This is a genomic window from Sodalinema gerasimenkoae IPPAS B-353 (assembly GCF_009846485.1).
Lineage (GTDB): Bacteria > Cyanobacteriota > Cyanobacteriia > Cyanobacteriales > Geitlerinemataceae > Sodalinema > Sodalinema gerasimenkoae.
This window is the reverse complement of record NZ_ML776472.1, coordinates 4,278,803-4,294,196: the sequence shown is the minus strand read 5'-3', so window position 1 is coordinate 4,294,196 and position 15,394 is coordinate 4,278,803. Positions and strand designations below refer to the sequence as shown.

The window sequence follows — 15,394 nt, the reverse complement described above, 5'->3', positions numbered from 1 at the left end:
TAGCCTCTATCGTAAACCCCAGGCCAGCCAGCCGCCACTGAACTATGCAACTGATTCTCTTCAGCAAACCCGACTGTCATCTCTGCGAAGGGTTACAGGAAAAACTCGAACAAATTGAGTTCGTCTCCCTAGAAATCCGGGATATCACCGAAAATGAAGAGTGGTTCCAACGCTATCAATACGAGGTTCCCGTCTTGTTCGCGGTAGATGCGTCTGGGGGAGAACACCCCATCCCCCGCCCCTCCCCACGGTCGAATGTGGCACAATTGCAGCAGATGTTACAGAAGTATGCTTCTGCCTCCAGCTAAAACAATCGCCAAGTAATGGGTCTTGTTCCTAACGTCTCCCCTCCTGGGAGGGGTTAGGGGTGGGTTTTCCCTGTTCCCTGTTCCCTGTTGCCTGTTCCCTGTTGCCTAAATTATGAAACTCCGTGAACTGCTTGCTGTAATTCCCAATCTAAACAGCCTCCCTGAACATCCCGCCTTAGAGATGGAAATTAAGGGACTGAGTACCAATTCCCATGCTTGTCAGGAGGGTGATTTATTTATTGGAATGCCGGGAACGCGGGTGGATGGCGGTGAATTTTGGCCCGGGGCCATGGAAGCCGGGGCCGTAGCCGCGATTGTTTCGGAAGCGGCGTTGCAGCGATATCCGTCCCAGTCGGGGGAATGTGTGATTGCGGTTCCGGATGTCACAACGGCTTGCGGCTATGTCTCTAGCTGTTTTTACGGCTATCCGGGACACCACTTACCCCTGGTGGGGGTGACGGGAACTAATGGTAAAACTACTACGACTCATTTAATCGAGTTTTTGTTACGGGAAGGGGGCAAATCGACGGCCTTGTTTGGTACGCTTTACGCCCGCTGGAAGGGCTTTGAGCAAGTGGCAAGCCATACAACCCCGTTTTCAGTCCATTTGCAAGACAAACTCGCTCAAGCCCGAAATGCGGGGGCTGAAGTGGGGGTGATGGAGGTCAGTTCTCATGCCTTGGCCCAGTCGCGGGTGTTGGGTTGCGAGTTTGAGGTGGCGGCGTTTACGAATTTGACCCAAGACCATCTCGATTATCACGAGACGATGGATGATTATTTTGCGGCCAAGGCCTTGTTGTTTTCGCCCCAGTATTTGAAAGGTCGTGCGGTGGTGAATGTTAGTGATGCCTATGGACAATTGTTAGCAGATCAGATTCCGGGCGATCGCGTTTGGACCTATGCCTGTGAGGATACGTCGGCGGATTTGTATACGGAGAATCTTACGTATACGCCAACAGGCGTCTCGGGAACGATTCAGTCGCCTCAAGGGTCGGCGGCGTTTTCTCTGCCCTTGGTGGGTCAGTATAATTTAGAGAATATGTTGGCCGCAGTGGGGGTTGTTCTTCATCTGGGTGTCGCCTTGGAAGATGTGGTGGCGGCATTACCCCGCTTCCCGGGGGTTCCGGGGCGAATGGAACGGGTGCAAGTGTCGCCGCAACAGGATGTGAGTGTGATTGTGGATTACGCCCATACGCCGGATAGTTTGGAGAATTTGTTGGAGGCGGCCCGGCCGTTTATTCCGGGGCGAATGCTTTGTGTGTTTGGCTGTGGGGGCGATCGCGATCGCACGAAACGGCCCTTAATGGGAGGGATTGCGGCCCGATTGGCGGATGTGGCGATCGTCACCTCAGATAATCCCCGTACAGAGAACCCCGATCGCATTATTAAGGATATTTTAGAGGGGATTCCTGGAGTCACGAAGCCCTGGGTGATTCCCGATCGCGCCGAAGCCATCCGCCGAGCAATTTTAGAGGCCAAACCTGGCGATGGGGTGTTAATTGCTGGAAAAGGCCATGAAGATTATCAGATTTTAGGGACAGAAAAAGTCCATTTCGATGACCGAGAACAAGCACGAGAGGGGCTAACGGCCCGTCTGAAAAATTTATAGTTTGATGATCGTTAATTCTTTGACCGTTCTCGCATCCTGGATGATTGGCGGTATCACACACCTCCTCTATTCGGGCTTATTGCTTTGGCTACTATTAGGAATTTCCAATGATCGACTTCCATTGATGACACCGTCCGCCAGTAGGGGCGAAAAATCTTTCGCCCCTACTGAGTGGCGAGTGATTGATACTCATCCAGTGGGGGTTCCTTGTCGCTGGAACTCGGATTTATCGATGGAGGAGGTACGGGATTCGTTGAAGTTTGAGGAGTGGGCGATCGAACGTCGTCTCACCTGGGGACAACGATTCCGCAGTCAACCCCATGAGGGAGAGGCCTTTTTCTATGATGATCAAGGTTCGCCCTGGTTATTCGTTCCTTTCTCCACTTTAACTGGTAAATCTCAAGGCTGTTTTGTTCCTTTTAAAGACACCTCAATTCGAGCGATTCCTGAGTAATTCTCCCCAATTTCAAGAGAGTTAAGCTATGATTATTAAGAGTCGGTTGAGTAGACCAACGTGAAACCTAACCCGGTCGTTGAACTCAATCCAATTCGTCATGTGGTAAAGTTATGTTACACAGCTACGAAGCCATCTACAAAAATGGTCAACTAACGTGGCTCAATGACCAGCCTGACGTGACGCATTCCCGAGTCATCGTCACCATTTTGCCAAAAAGTCACACCAGTCCTGAAAAGCCAAAGCGTCGTTTCCCTGTACCTGAAGCGGGAGAGGTTGAAATTGTCGGGGAAATTGTCAGTCCCATTGTTGATGAAGACGATTAGGAATGTTTGAAGAAAAATTCATAGCAAATTACAAACATTTGCGGTAAGGGCGAAAAATCCCCTCCTGGGAGGGGCAGGGGTGGGTTATATCAAGTCCGGTTAATTAGCCATACTTAGCATTGGTATGCCTCCCACCAGTGAAACTGGGTCAACCCCGAGATGAAATCGCGCTGGTTTAGCAGTTGGACACAGCGTCGCTCTACCTGGTCGAGTAAGTCCTCTAAGGTCTCAAACACTCGGTTGGCTACGGCTTCGTTGACAACTGGCCAGAGTCGTTCTGCCGGTTGCATCTCGGGGGAGTAAGAGGGCAGAAAGGCTAGGTGTAAGCCTTCGGGTAAGACCACCTCTTTTGAGATATGCCACCCGGCTTGGTCTAAAACCAGCACGACTTGTCGTTCGGGTCCAATGTCAAAGTGCTGGGCAAAATCAGCTAAGGCTCGATTAAACAGCTCGATATTGACCCGAGGCAGCAGCCACCAATAGGTCTCACCGCTGTGGGGATGGACAAACCCATAGAGCCAAAACCACTCATAGCGAATGCGAACCTGAGCTTTGGGCGACTCATGCCATTTATTGACCCAGCGGCGACGCCTGATGGGATGAAGCCCTAGGCGATGTTCGTCCATGGCCCATAGCTGAACGTCGGCATCGGGATGGTCGCGTCGGATTGCCGCGAGTTGCTGGTGCAGCTTTTTTTTCCCACTGCCGCTGCTCCTCTTCAGTGGCGGACTGTTGATGCTCTTGACGAGGGACTTTCAGGGAGAACTCCATCTGCTTGAGAATCTCCCAGCCCCGTTGGCGGTGAACCGGACGGTCTAAGCGCTCGCTAAGCCAGTCGGCCACCTTGCGTCCATTCCAGAATCCACCCTCGGGAGGGTCTTGCTGCAGAGCTTGGCACAATAAGGCTTGAGTCTCATCGTCGAGAATCAGGTGACCATGGCCCTGATTGTGTCGCCGCTGGTCTCCCAGGGACTCTGGCCCCTGATGGTTATAGCTCCTGACTACTTCATAAATCCAATTTCGGCTATAGCCGGTCACCTCTGAGACCTCAGCCGTCGTCTTACCCAGTTGCAGCAGCCAGATTAGCTGATAATGCCCCCGCTCAATCCCACTTTTAGCGCCTCGGTAACGCTTTTCTAGTTCTTCGGTGCTCAAATGAGCTTCTAGGTTAAGTCGCCGTCCCATGCTCGTTTATCCTTTTATCCTTAGTCTGCCACCACACTGATTATATACCATAGGCGATTAGCCGGACTTGATATTATGCCCCTACAATAGGGTGTCCTCTGCAAACAAATACACCATATCTCCAGAATCACCTTATACCGAACCAAGCTCTTCTTGCTCCTCACTAATACTAGGGGAAGGTTCAAAATTATTATCTTTAATAAATTGGTGGAATTTTTTTGTACTTTCTATAATTCGATAATTTTGATACCTACTATTTTCATTGTTTCGTGTTTCTTGTTCATCGAAAAAAGTTTCTTTTTTGTCTGTAGGCTGACTGTGTTCTGGCGTTTTCTTATATTGATAAACGATTAAGAGAGTGACCGCAAAAACCAAAAAAACCACCCAACCCAACCAGGTAAGGACTGTTCTGTTCTGTACTACTCCTGGGCTGTTTTTAGCTCCTCCAGAAGCCTGCTGATTTCGGCTAGATGCTGGTACATTTGTTGGAGATTGGGAGGCTCGTTGTTTCTTTTTCTGTTGAGGCTGGTATTTTTTTTTTCTATTTCTATCCATTCATCATCCGGGTCAATTTGGTCTGACAAACCTCTCCAGATATTCTCCTGTTCCAGATTATTCTGAGACAGAGTTGGAGAGACAACTACCAAAAACAAGCCGTCGCCTTTTGGGAAAGAAGACTCCATCAATTCATCTCGTAACTTATCCTTCAATGTGGATAAATTTCCAATTTTACCTTCTGACGTTGATGGCTCAGTTTTTAGTCTAGAAATCGTCTGTTTCGCCAGAGTTTCCATTATTTTAGGAAAATCTACCTGAAAGCCGGGTTCTGTCGTTATTGAAGAAATCATTTCATCGAGTTGAGCCGCCAACTGACCCCCCAGCGGTTCTCCCTCTTTCCCCAAAGCCTGAATCACGAGACCTCTCATACAAGATTCATCATCTGCAACCCACAAAACAGAATTTCTAATCTTACGATTTTGGTAATCCACCCGTTTCGAGGATATCAAGCCAGTCACCAACAAAGCCAGTTGATTTCCCTGACGTTGCAGAATTAGAGAAAAGTCATCGATATCTACTTTAAACTTAGGAAGTTCTGGGGGTTTATCAATCTCAATTCCTTTCTCTGCATCCAACCAACAATAATCTTGGGAAACTCCACGGCTTTTGACATAAATTTTCATTATCTTAATCTCCTTAGTCAGTTAATTTTAATAGGTGGTGACCCTGCACAATCTCAACGTCATCCATTCTCTCCTCGGAAAAACGAATAACTGCATTCCGGAGTGAGTCATTTTGACCCAAAAAGTCCAGAATAAAATCGAGCCACGAGCTTCGCTTTTTGTCTAAATGTAACTTTAGTAAAAATCGCAATAAAAATCGTAAAGGAATTTCAGTATTTCGGGGTTGGTAGGGGTCATTCGGACCACGCTTTCTATAGCGAAATATCACCTGATCGTCGCTCGTTTTTTCAATCCTAGAAAAAACAATGTTACCCACGGTTTGAACTGGCGTGATAATAACAGCAACCTTAGGTGCTAACTTTGCTCCAGCCAACTGGTTCAACACTTTCTTGTAACCCTCTTTAACTCTATCAAAGAGCTGCTTAGGGTTATCCTGCATATACTTCTCACACTTGACCGGAACCAGAATGACCAGACGCGGGGAGTCTAAATTTCTATAGACTTTCTTAAGCAAGTCATTGATTTTATTCGGCTGATTAAACTTCTCATGATACTCTCCATTGTTCTCCATCAAAATTGCAGCATCAATGGGGATCAGAATTGCAGCTGATTCTCCAATCAACGTCCTAACCTTCTCGATTTGATTGGTTTTCTCAAGCCATCCACCTGGATAGTCTTGAAACTGAATCTCAAGTTCAGGATTTACACCCGTCTCGCCAAACTCAAAGCTATAACACATGGGTTCATCGCCAGCAGTTCCCCGAATCCCCTCTCCTGGTTTAATGCTTGTTCCCACCATATTTTTAAGCTCTTGAAGACGCTTATCTAAAATGGGGGCTGTGTCTTCATCAGCCCGAAGTTGCAAGTCCTGACTAATTTCGTCAAATTGGTCATACATTGCTGCCAACAGACTTGTTTTTCCAACCCCTGAAGGTCCTAACATGGTAACCTTCAAAATTGGAAGCTGTTGAGGTTTATCAAAATCGTCTGGTAAAAAATTCTTCAGAAAAGATATCATGTCAGTCCCTCTAAATAAAAATCTGAGAATTAGCTAGGATAATCACAGCTCTTGAAATGCCCTCTCTAACTCTTCCACTTCAGTATTAATCCCATGAAGCTGCTTAACCCAACCTTGTATAGATTGAGCTTGCTCTTGCAGCTTAGCAAAATCTGACCAGATTGTATGCCGTTTTTTTCTTAAAAACTTTCTCCAGTCACGTTTGGCAGTCTTAGCTCGTAAAACTCGGTCAGAAAACTCCTCTACGATTGCAAAAGATGCTTGACTTGGCTTTACAAAAAAGTCTTTCAAAGACTGTTCACAGTTATAAACGGTTTCTTTATATGACTCTTCCAAGTTGTCTAAAATGTCTTGGGCTCCAGGCCCTTCTTTCAACGGGTAAGCTTCATCGGGGGCGAGTTTATCGAGTTGCAGGCGAATATGATGCTGAATCAAGCCTCGATAAGAAAGTGTAAATTCTGCAAGAATTTGAAAGCCTGTTTTGAGTTCCACATAGTCGTCTGGCATCTCTTGAGCCAGATTAGCAATGAACGCGGAACCACGAGCATCAGTTAAACCGCCGATTTCACACTGACTAATCAAAACGTTTGCGACATTCTCCTTGGCTCCTTCAATTGTCTTTTTTAAACCCTTATCAATTTCCAGAAACTTTAAGGATAGGCTGGTTCTTAAATCTTGGAGGTATGCCGTATAAGTATCGGCATAAGCTCCTTTTTCATTTCGGAGTTTCTCAATCTCATCAAGGCTCGGAAATTTAACATCTTCATAACAGCTTGCGATGACTTGCTGAATTTTGTTCTTCAGATTTTCATCGGGAGTATCACGATGTTTGATTAAGTCTTGGTTTAGCTTCTCAAGTCCATTGGTAATCGTTGTCCAAAATTTTTCAAATTTCTCGTCATACTTCTCGGAGATTTCATCACCATCAATTTCCGGGAGAATCGATTGAGCTGCCTCCAAATCACTTTGAAGGGCCTGGAGACTACTTTCTAGACTTGTAATCTTCTCTTGAGCGTAGGCTTTATCGAGTTCCGTCACATTGGTTCGTAAGTGATTGAGAACCGTCCCAAGCACCTGAGTATTAGCTTCTTCTGGCGAGGAACAATCGGCAATGACGGACTCTAAAACCGGCATCCTGACCGTGTTGCTGTCTAAATCTTGCTTCAGAGAACGACAACTGTCTTGATTCTGACCATTGCTATCCGCATTCAAGACAAAAATAGAACGGCGGGATAGATTGTTTAGGGCTTGGCTGGCCAGATTATAAAGTTTTGTATCTCGTTGCTCGAAATTAGCCCGGTCTTTCGAGGGTTTATAAATAAAGAGGATAAAATCAACTTCTTGACCTAACGCCTCAATCACCAGACTTTCATCCCCTAACCGAAAGTCCCCTAAACCGGGAACATCAATGAGGGCGATCGCACCAATTTCTTGAACCGGAAACGAACAGGAAATCTCAACAGATTTCACCGCCAAACATTGATAGTTGACAAGCTGATTATCTTCATAAGTCTGAGCCACATAGCTCGAAATTTGCGACTCATCCTGCAACCGTAACCAGTCACGTCCTAAATACTCGCGATATTGGTCAGTATGGCGACGGTAATCATTCTTCAAGCGATTATAAATATTCTCTTTAGTCGTATTATCCTGCGAGGGTAAATCCGGGAGGGGACTCTCCTCAAACGCCTTAAATGAACTCGGCTTTGGCTCTAACTCCAGCTTGTCATAATAGGGAAGAATGACCTCATTCAAAAACGAGTCACGGCTATGAAACTCAATTCTGGCTTCGGTGATTTGTCCGTCTTGATGAGAAATCTTACTCCGTGCAGCGGTGCAGGCTTTACCCGGAAAAGCTGGGATGACCTGGTTCGTTAGTCCTGTTAAACTTTGTAATAGGGTACTTTTGCCCTGGCCCATCGAGCCAATCACGCCGATATTCAGGGTATTACGGGAAAATCTCCCCTTAAGTCGATGTAGAGTCGTTAACTCGTCCCTAACTCGCTGCTCAAATTCTGTTAACTTTAAATTCTGTAATTTGGACGTTGTCTCTGAGTCTCCAGACCACTGTTTAAGTTGTCGCTGACGTTCCTGTTCCAAGCGGCCCAGCGATTGACATAAGCTGTTGAGGCGCGTCTCAATCTCTCCCAACTTCTCCGCGAGAGGCTGCCGTTGCGCGATAATGCCGCTGATGTCCTGTGCCTTAGTCATATTGCAACGTATCTACAGGGTTTTGCCATCCGTCTCGGGCATCATATCATAGAAAAAGGAAAATGGCCCGGCACGGCGATCGCCCTCTCTACGATGTTACATTTGTTTATATAATCATGAGGTCTAACTAAATTTTTGATGAAGACTGCTAAGAGAATCACCAGATAACACCTAGTATCTAAACCTAGCAAATCCCCAAAAACCCGTGCTAGACTGAGACCAGTCCATCCTCAACCCAAAATCGTGATGTCTGCTTCCCTCTCTAATCCTGCGCAGACGCTCCCAGAAACCATCGCAACGGATGAGATTATCTTTCCCCCTAGTGACATCCCTAGTGACGAACCTCCCTTGGAAAGTTCCCTACATCTCCAGCAAATTCTGTTGCTAATCTCCTGTCTTAACTGGCTTTGGCAAGACCGTCAGGACTACTTCTGTGCCGGTAACTTAACCATTTACTATAGTCCCCGCCAACTGAAATCGGAGTATTTCCGGGGACCTGATTTCTTTGTGGTGCGCGGAACCCCGAACCAACCCCGCAAAAGTTGGGTGGTTTGGGAAGAAGAGGGAAAATATCCCAATCTCATTATTGAACTGCTTTCAGACAGTACCGCAAAAACTGACCGGGAACTCAAAAAAGAGATTTATCAAGATACCTTTAGAACCCCCGATTATTTCTGGTTTGACCCCCATAGCTTAGAGTTTCAGGGGTTCCATTTAGTCGATGGGACCTATCATCCTTTAGAGGCGAATAACAAAGGATGGTTATGGAGCCAACAGTTGGAACTCTATCTGGGGATTCATGAGGAGCGTTTGCGTTTCTTTAGTGCGGAAGAAACCCTAATTCCTACGCCTGAAGAAGCGGCACAATCGGAGTTTCAACGGGCGGAAACGGAACGGCAACGGGCGGAAATGGAACAGCAAAAAAATGCTAAACTTATTGCCAAATTGCGAGAACTTGGGGTTGACCCGGATACGCTTTAATGTAGGGGAGAGGGGGAACCACGTAGGGGCAATCCCTTGTGGTTGCCCGAGAACAGGTCGAAAAGAAGGAGAAAGAACCCACCCCTGACCCCTCCCAGGAGGGGAGAATGGGGGGGTTTCTATTATTTCCCAGATTCGGCTCGTGTTAGTTCTAAGTGATAGCGATAGAGGGCGACTGGACTGCCGTTGGCCCGGAAATAGGCGGGGTCTTTGGGGGATAAATAAATGGCTGTGAGTTGTTCAGCATCGAGATGATCGGAATCCTCTTGTCGATAATCGGTTGTGGTTTCGACTTCGTTAAAATAGATTTGTCCAGGTGTTCGGAAGACTTGATAAATGATTTCTGTGGACAAAAAGCGATCGCCCTCAGGCTGCTCACGACTACGTCCGCGCACCACCGACACTAACTCTTGCCCCCCAGCCATATCAATAACTTGGCGGTTGGGATTATCGGCATCGGGACGAATCTTAATCTCGCTCGTGTCCCCAAAATAGGCTTGACTAATGTTGGCACTGTTGAAAGTGCGATCGCCCACAACTCCCCCCGCCTTGCGATTCCGTTGAAAGCGAACTTGGAAGCTTAAGGGTTGATTGAGATACCGTCGATTTCCCTCAAATCCCGGACTCTTTAAATCGGGTGCTAAAGGGGCTTCCATCTGTAATAGGGTACTCGTTACATCCCAAGTTCCCGCCATCCAGTCTGGATAGAGGAGATCCTCTCGGTTCACCACCGTCACAGTCGGTTTCCGTTGCCAATAGGGAAATCGCTCAACCCGATCGCTCAAGGAATCTGCCAGGGCACTTGGCATGGCCAACAGACCGAAGACAACGAAACAACAGAATCCTTGGACAATCAATCGAGTTAGAATAGCTAGCACAATACTTAACGCTTACCAGTAAGGAGGGATGAATTAGCTCAGCCTTATTTTACAGTAATTTGTCCCTTCTCATCAATAACTAAAGGCGCATCAGGAAAATCTTGTGCAGTTAAATTGCGAATCAAGTCAACACTGCGAAACTGAGGGTCTGGACGAGGAATCCCATCATTTCCTAAGTGCATTGGAATAATTCGCCCTGAAACAAACTCCCCATCTAAGTCTAATTCAACTTCTAAAATTAAGGAATAGGCTAAGGCTCCCTGAGTTGATAGGGTTTGATAACCGAGAAAGTCCGCTAAAGAGTAGGCAATCAAGCGATTATTATGGAGGTTAATGGCTCGGGCAACATGAGGACCATGGCCTAAAATTAAATCCGCTCCCGCCTCGATCGCCTCTCGGGAAAAACGGACGATATTACCGCGATCTTCCCCTAGGAAGTATTCTTGGCGATCGCCCACCCGCATCGCCCCTACGCCTTCCGCCCCCGCATGAATCGATAACACGACAATTCCGGCGTTTTTGTTAGCCTCACGAATCAGTTGCTTCGCCCCCTCATAATCATTGATAGAATTATGAAAATCATAGGTACTAAAGCCAATAAAGGCTACCTTAACTCCCTCAACCTCAAGATAAGTAATCTTCTCTTTTTCCCCCGTCGTCGCCACATCTGCGGCATTCAAACGGCGAATGGTATCCCGAAAGCCAACTTCCCCAAAATCCATGGAATGATTATTGGCAATACTGAGAATCGTGAATCCCACCTCCCGAAATAAGTCGGCGTAACTCGGAGGAGAGCGAAAGGCAAATTGGGTGCCACGACTGGTATCTTTAATACTATGGGGATGGTCGGTTAAGGTGCTTTCATAGTTGCCAAATAAAATATCGGCCCCTTGGAGGTCTTGCTGCACCTGAGCAAAAAACACTCCTGGGTCAGCGGGGAGGCGATGATTAGGATAATTAGTCCCCGGAATAATATCCCCCACCGCTTTAATCGTAATAGAACTCGGTAAATTTGGGGTGGGAATCTCAGGAGTTTGTGGCAGAATCTCCGTGAGATTGGTTTCAGCCGCCGGGGGATTTGTGGATGAGGTGGCGAGATACTCTTGGTTTTGGGAAAAACTGGCCACCAAGGTTTGACTCAGTTGACTCGTCAACCTCTGTAGCTGGGGGTGATCCAGCAGTCCCAAAACTCCCCCGAGACTAAACCCTAAAAGACTCAATGCCGAAACCCTTATCAGTAAACGATTTGAGGCTCTTTTAGGCGCTTGAGGGGAGGGACGAGATGGAGCGGCTGACGACTGAGGCGGGGCCACCGTGGGGGAAAACTCTTTCAGGGGATATTTATAAGTCCATTGTGCCTCTTGGTCTCCCAGTCGTCGTCCATAGATGACGATCGCCCGTACCCCTGGACTGGTATAGTCTTGTAATTCTCGTCGAGCCAGGGGAATACAGACGGTTCGGTCGGGAATAAAAGGCGCTTCAAATAAAACCTGTAACCACGGCTGTTGTTCCTGCATTCGGACAACGATGGCATCCGACCGTAAAGACCAGCGAATGGCTTGAATTAGAGCTTCAAGGTTGCTCATTTGGGAATTGTAGGGGTCTGGTTGGCGTTCCACGGATTAAACCAGGTCGTATAGTCGCTTGCTATTTTGTATCACAGATGCGATCGCCCATGACCCGGATTCTTTACTAATTCTCAGCTTAACCCTTGCGTCGAGATCCACCCCGGAACTGGAGTCTCCCTTAAGACGGCGTATGGGTCGATTTTAGATAGCGTATCCAAGCGGCACCGCTATAGAGTTGAAAGGCGGGGTCCCAAGGACTGGCTTCAGGACGTTCGATATCTACATAATGGTCAATGCCTTCCATAAGAAAATGGAAATCGATCGCCGTCTCCGCAAATTGCAAAAAGTCGGACCAGAGGAGAGCCTCCGTCAGATGATGGTCAAACACCTTAAGAATGCCATTCCAGTTAATCCGCAATGTAGCCACCCGGAGTTTGCCAATTTGCTGTTGTTGTTCCGGCGCAAACACTACCCCGTTCGCGAAATCATAGGAGCGATCGCAAAAGCGCAAAATTACCCCCCGTTGCGGCAGATGTAAATCACACATTTGCACAAAATCCTGAGTTTCGGGTTTGCGCTTAATTTGGTCTTTTGTGCGGCGACTAATATCATAGCTCACTGCATTAATAAACCAGGGAATCCCACCGCGAATCTGTTGACGAACGTCAGACCAATCAAAACTAAACTGACCTTGACGATTATCGCGATCGCGGCAAATGACTACCGGTTTCGGGGTCAAGGATTTTACATAGTCTACGCGCAAGACATTGAGTTGAGAAATAGCGTTTAACGAGACGGAAAAAGCGGCGATATTGGCCCCCTGCAATTCCTGTTCATAGATCTCCAACTCCGCCAGAGGCCCCGTGCGATAGAGCCGCCAGCCGCGAACCTGTAGTATTAAGCGCGCCGCATAGGCATCAATCTCAACAATACGCGCCAGGTGTTGCGCCGCTTGTTTGCGGCGTTCTTTGGGGGTGGCTTCTAAGACGAGAACCCCAGCTTCACTGGGGTCAGATTGTGCTTTTGCATCGGCGATCGCCTTCTCTCGTTTAAGCTTCTGTTTTTCATCGAGCCGTTGCAGTCCTTGTCTGGCTTGATTGATAATTTTAGGAGAGGTACAATCTCGCAAAAGAACGCGATAGGCGGCCTCAGCTTCATCAACTCGCTGACTCTCTTCATAGAGTCGCGCGATATAAAACTTTACCCAGGGATTTTCGGGCATTGTTCGATATAACACTTTCAGATGACGGGAGGCGGTGCGATAATCTCCCATCTCTATCGCTGCGATCGCATCTTCGAGAGAGGGCATTTTTTATAGCAAAATTTGGTCTGAATAGGGCAAAAAATAGGGGATAAGAAGGCAAGAGGCAAGAGGCAAGAGTTGGGGGATTCTCTTCCAACTCAGCGTATCCTTGCTGAGTATCAATCGGGCAATCTTCGATTGCTATAACACTGGCCTGTTAACACAAACCATTCTTATAGACACTTATAAATGGACGACAAAAAAATTTGAATCCATTTAAAGTAGGAGTTTAGAGACTCATATATGTCCTATCTCGTTTGACGATTAGGATGGACTGACTGGGGGAAGAGTCAGTGGTCAAGCAGACGGTTTCGGGGCAAACTGAGTCCGCCCCCTACCATCATAGGCCCTTTCCTCAGTTGTCGCTCACGCGGTTAACGTCAGCAGGAAGCTGAGATTTTCCGAGGCTTTGAGAGCGTGGGGAGCGTTAGCCGGCATGAAGACGAAAACGCCAGGTTTTAGGGCGATCGCCTTGCCATTGAGGGTTAGGGTTCCTTCCCCCTCCAGAACCGTAATCGCCGCATTTCGAGTGGCGGTATGTTCTTCGATATCGGTGTCTTTGCCCAGGGAGAACAGGGTGTACTGAGACACCGCATCCTTAAGAATGACTTGACTGAGAACCGCGCGATCGCGATATTCAATCAAATCTGAGACGTGGCAGTCAAAGCAGACATCAGCGGTGGTTAGGGTAGCCATGAGAAAAATCTCCAGTGAATAACGTTGCTAGGTTTATTGAGGACGGCGTTGAGCCGCCATGAGCCAGTAGCCTAAACTGGACTGGTATTGATGAAACACCCGACGCATCTCCAGAATGCGATCGCGTAACTGAGGGTGCAGAATCAGATTAGAGGCAAATTTCACGGTTCCCATCACCCCTTCATCTTGAATCAGACGGGACAAATCCAACAAATCCATTGGTCCCGAGGCCTGCTGTTGCACCGTGAAACCGTTATTGTGAGCCAGTTCTTGCCAAGCTTCAGCGGTCAGCGGTTGAGCATTCACCCGTAAATTCGCCGCCAAGGCCTGGGACACTTCAGGGGTGGTAGTTTTCATCTCATGGGAGAGGAACACCCCACCGGGTTTGAGACGATCATGAATCAGCCCAAATAGTTTGGCCTTCCCTGCGGGGGCTTGCATGGTGACAATGGCCTCAGCCAGCACAAAATCAAACTGTTCCTCAAGCTGATCCAGCTTAAAAATACTGGCCTCAACAAAACGAATGCGATCGCTCAACCCCGCCTCACGTACCGCCTTCGTTGCCCGTTGCACACTCTCAGAATTTTGTTCGACACCCACAACGTTCACCCCAAACTCCCGAGCCAGGGCGATCGCACTCATGCCAAAACTCGACGCCAACTCCAAAACCGTATCCCCAGGGGTAAACTCAGCCCAAGTCCATAACTGTCGGCTCGCCGCCTGTCCACCGGGACGGAGGATGGTTTTACCCGCCGCCGCCAGCACTTGGTGGCCGGGAGCCGTTTTAGGATTAAAGGTGTTAGTCGTCATGGGGCGGTCCTCTGGAACTATCCCTATTGTGGCGCGATCGCCCCAAGAAGACCTTGATTTAAGTCAATGGTAAGTAGATTCTTGTTCGGTTCTGGGGAATCCATTACGGGTCATGACTTTCATAATGAGCCGCAATCATCGTCAGGGCCACAGTCGGAGCCGTAATGGCTCGCAGAACACGCCGCCCGAGGGACACCAGTTGCCAATGAGCCTGTCGAGCCTGTTGCACTTCTTCAGGAGTCCAACCCCCTTCTGGGCCAATGGCGATGGCAATCTCCTCAGTATCTGGGGGGGGAAAATTCAGAGGCTGCTGTAACTGGGTTTGTAAATGAGGAACCTCTCCCCGAGCCACACAGAGATAGGCCCGACTGTCGGCCACGGCATCGATCGCCCCGGCAAATGACAGGGGTTCCTCAATCGGGGGAACCCATTGTCGTTCCGACTGTTCCGCCGCTTCCGTAGCGATGCGTTGCCAGCGTTGCAGCTTATTCGGGCTGGGGTTGAGGAGCGTGCGATCGCTCACCACCGGAATAATACGACTCACCCCCAACTCCGTCGTCTGACGAACCACCTCATCAAACCCTTGTCCTTTAGGAAGGCCCGCCAACAACGTGACCCTCACCGGTAACTCCCGATTGAGATCCAGCACCTGCAACAGGTTTCCCTGCCATTGTCCATCCTCGCGTTGCACCAACTCCGTTTCCCACCAACGCCCAGAACCATCCATGGCCACAAAGCGATCGCCCCCCCGTAACCGCAACACCCGCGTCAAATAATGGTGTTGGTCGCGATTGAGGGTCAGGGTGCGATCGCAAATCTGGACAGACTCAACGGTAATACGTTGCACGTTGGACAAAGCTACCCGA

At 48.3% G+C, this 15,394-nt stretch carries 15 protein-coding genes and 1 pseudogene; 5 read left to right on the top strand and 11 right to left on the bottom strand.

Annotation, left to right across the window (positions count from 1 at the left end):
- Nucleotides 1–44 precede the first annotated feature (44 nt).
- The 4 genes from L855_RS18555 to L855_RS18540 all read left to right on the top strand — a co-directional run bounded on the left by L855_RS18555 (nt 45) and on the right by L855_RS18540 (nt 2,697).
- Nucleotides 45–308, top strand: coding sequence for a glutaredoxin family protein (locus L855_RS18555; protein ID WP_159790453.1), 264 nt, complete (start codon nt 45–47; stop codon nt 306–308).
- Between the two features lie 112 nt (nt 309–420).
- Nucleotides 421–1,917 (top strand): UDP-N-acetylmuramoyl-L-alanyl-D-glutamate--2,6-diaminopimelate ligase, encoded by a 1,497-nt coding sequence (locus tag L855_RS18550; RefSeq protein WP_159790452.1) that lies wholly within the window; start codon nt 421–423, stop codon nt 1,915–1,917.
- Nucleotides 1,918–1,936: 19 nt separating this feature from the next.
- Nucleotides 1,937–2,371 carry a hypothetical protein gene (locus tag L855_RS18545; protein ID WP_159790451.1) on the top strand — a complete coding sequence of 145 codons (435 nt, stop codon included), beginning with the start codon at nt 1,937–1,939 and terminating at the stop codon, nt 2,369–2,371.
- 113 nt (nt 2,372–2,484) lie between these two features.
- On the top strand, nt 2,485–2,697 hold the full coding sequence (locus tag L855_RS18540; RefSeq protein WP_159790450.1) for a hypothetical protein: 213 nt from the start codon (nt 2,485–2,487) through the stop codon (nt 2,695–2,697).
- A gap of 113 nt (nt 2,698–2,810) precedes the next feature.
- On the opposite strand, the pseudogene L855_RS18535 reads toward L855_RS18540, so the two are convergent.
- From L855_RS18535 to L855_RS18515, 5 genes and pseudogenes are all read right to left on the bottom strand, one after another.
- Nucleotides 2,811–3,882 (bottom strand): annotated as a pseudogene (locus L855_RS18535) (IS630 family transposase).
- 132 nt (nt 3,883–4,014) lie between these two features.
- Nucleotides 4,015–4,266 carry a hypothetical protein gene (locus L855_RS18530; RefSeq protein ID WP_219729950.1) on the bottom strand — a complete coding sequence of 84 codons (252 nt, stop codon included), beginning with the start codon at nt 4,264–4,266 and terminating at the stop codon, nt 4,015–4,017.
- A gap of 35 nt (nt 4,267–4,301) precedes the next feature.
- Nucleotides 4,302–5,063 (bottom strand): hypothetical protein, encoded by a 762-nt coding sequence (locus L855_RS18525; protein ID WP_159790448.1) that lies wholly within the window; start codon nt 5,061–5,063, stop codon nt 4,302–4,304.
- Between the two features lie 13 nt (nt 5,064–5,076).
- Entirely contained in the window at nt 5,077–6,081 is a 1,005-nt protein-coding gene (locus L855_RS18520; protein ID WP_159790447.1) for a TRAFAC clade GTPase domain-containing protein, read from the bottom strand.
- A 42-nt stretch (nt 6,082–6,123) separates the two neighbouring features.
- Nucleotides 6,124–8,292 carry a dynamin family protein gene (locus L855_RS18515; RefSeq protein ID WP_159790446.1) on the bottom strand — a complete coding sequence of 723 codons (2,169 nt, stop codon included), beginning with the start codon at nt 8,290–8,292 and terminating at the stop codon, nt 6,124–6,126.
- Between the two features lie 246 nt (nt 8,293–8,538).
- Here L855_RS18515 and L855_RS18510 point away from each other — a divergent pair, with 246 nt between their 5' ends.
- Complete coding sequence (locus L855_RS18510) at nt 8,539–9,273, top strand: Uma2 family endonuclease (protein WP_159790445.1); 735 nt, start codon at nt 8,539–8,541, stop codon at nt 9,271–9,273.
- A gap of 122 nt (nt 9,274–9,395) precedes the next feature.
- On the opposite strand, the gene L855_RS18505 is transcribed toward L855_RS18510, so the two are convergent.
- The 6 genes from L855_RS18505 to L855_RS18480 all read right to left on the bottom strand — a co-directional run bounded on the left by L855_RS18505 (nt 9,396) and on the right by L855_RS18480 (nt 15,375).
- Complete coding sequence (locus L855_RS18505; RefSeq protein WP_246199091.1) at nt 9,396–10,151, bottom strand: DUF6816 family protein; 756 nt, start codon at nt 10,149–10,151, stop codon at nt 9,396–9,398.
- A gap of 44 nt (nt 10,152–10,195) precedes the next feature.
- Nucleotides 10,196–11,770, bottom strand: coding sequence for a CapA family protein (locus tag L855_RS18500; RefSeq protein WP_219729949.1), 1,575 nt, complete (start codon nt 11,768–11,770; stop codon nt 10,196–10,198).
- A 127-nt stretch (nt 11,771–11,897) separates the two neighbouring features.
- Nucleotides 11,898–13,028 (bottom strand): tetratricopeptide repeat protein, encoded by a 1,131-nt coding sequence (locus L855_RS18495; RefSeq protein ID WP_159790443.1) that lies wholly within the window; start codon nt 13,026–13,028, stop codon nt 11,898–11,900.
- Nucleotides 13,029–13,388: 360 nt separating this feature from the next.
- Complete coding sequence (locus L855_RS18490; protein WP_159790442.1) at nt 13,389–13,718, bottom strand: cupin domain-containing protein; 330 nt, start codon at nt 13,716–13,718, stop codon at nt 13,389–13,391.
- Between the two features lie 33 nt (nt 13,719–13,751).
- Complete coding sequence (locus L855_RS18485) at nt 13,752–14,528, bottom strand: SAM-dependent methyltransferase (RefSeq protein WP_159790441.1); 777 nt, start codon at nt 14,526–14,528, stop codon at nt 13,752–13,754.
- 103 nt (nt 14,529–14,631) lie between these two features.
- A complete protein-coding gene (locus tag L855_RS18480; protein ID WP_246199090.1) occupies nt 14,632–15,375 on the bottom strand; it encodes a 16S rRNA (uracil(1498)-N(3))-methyltransferase in 744 nt (247 codons plus the stop codon).
- Nucleotides 15,376–15,394: the final 19 nt, after the last annotated feature.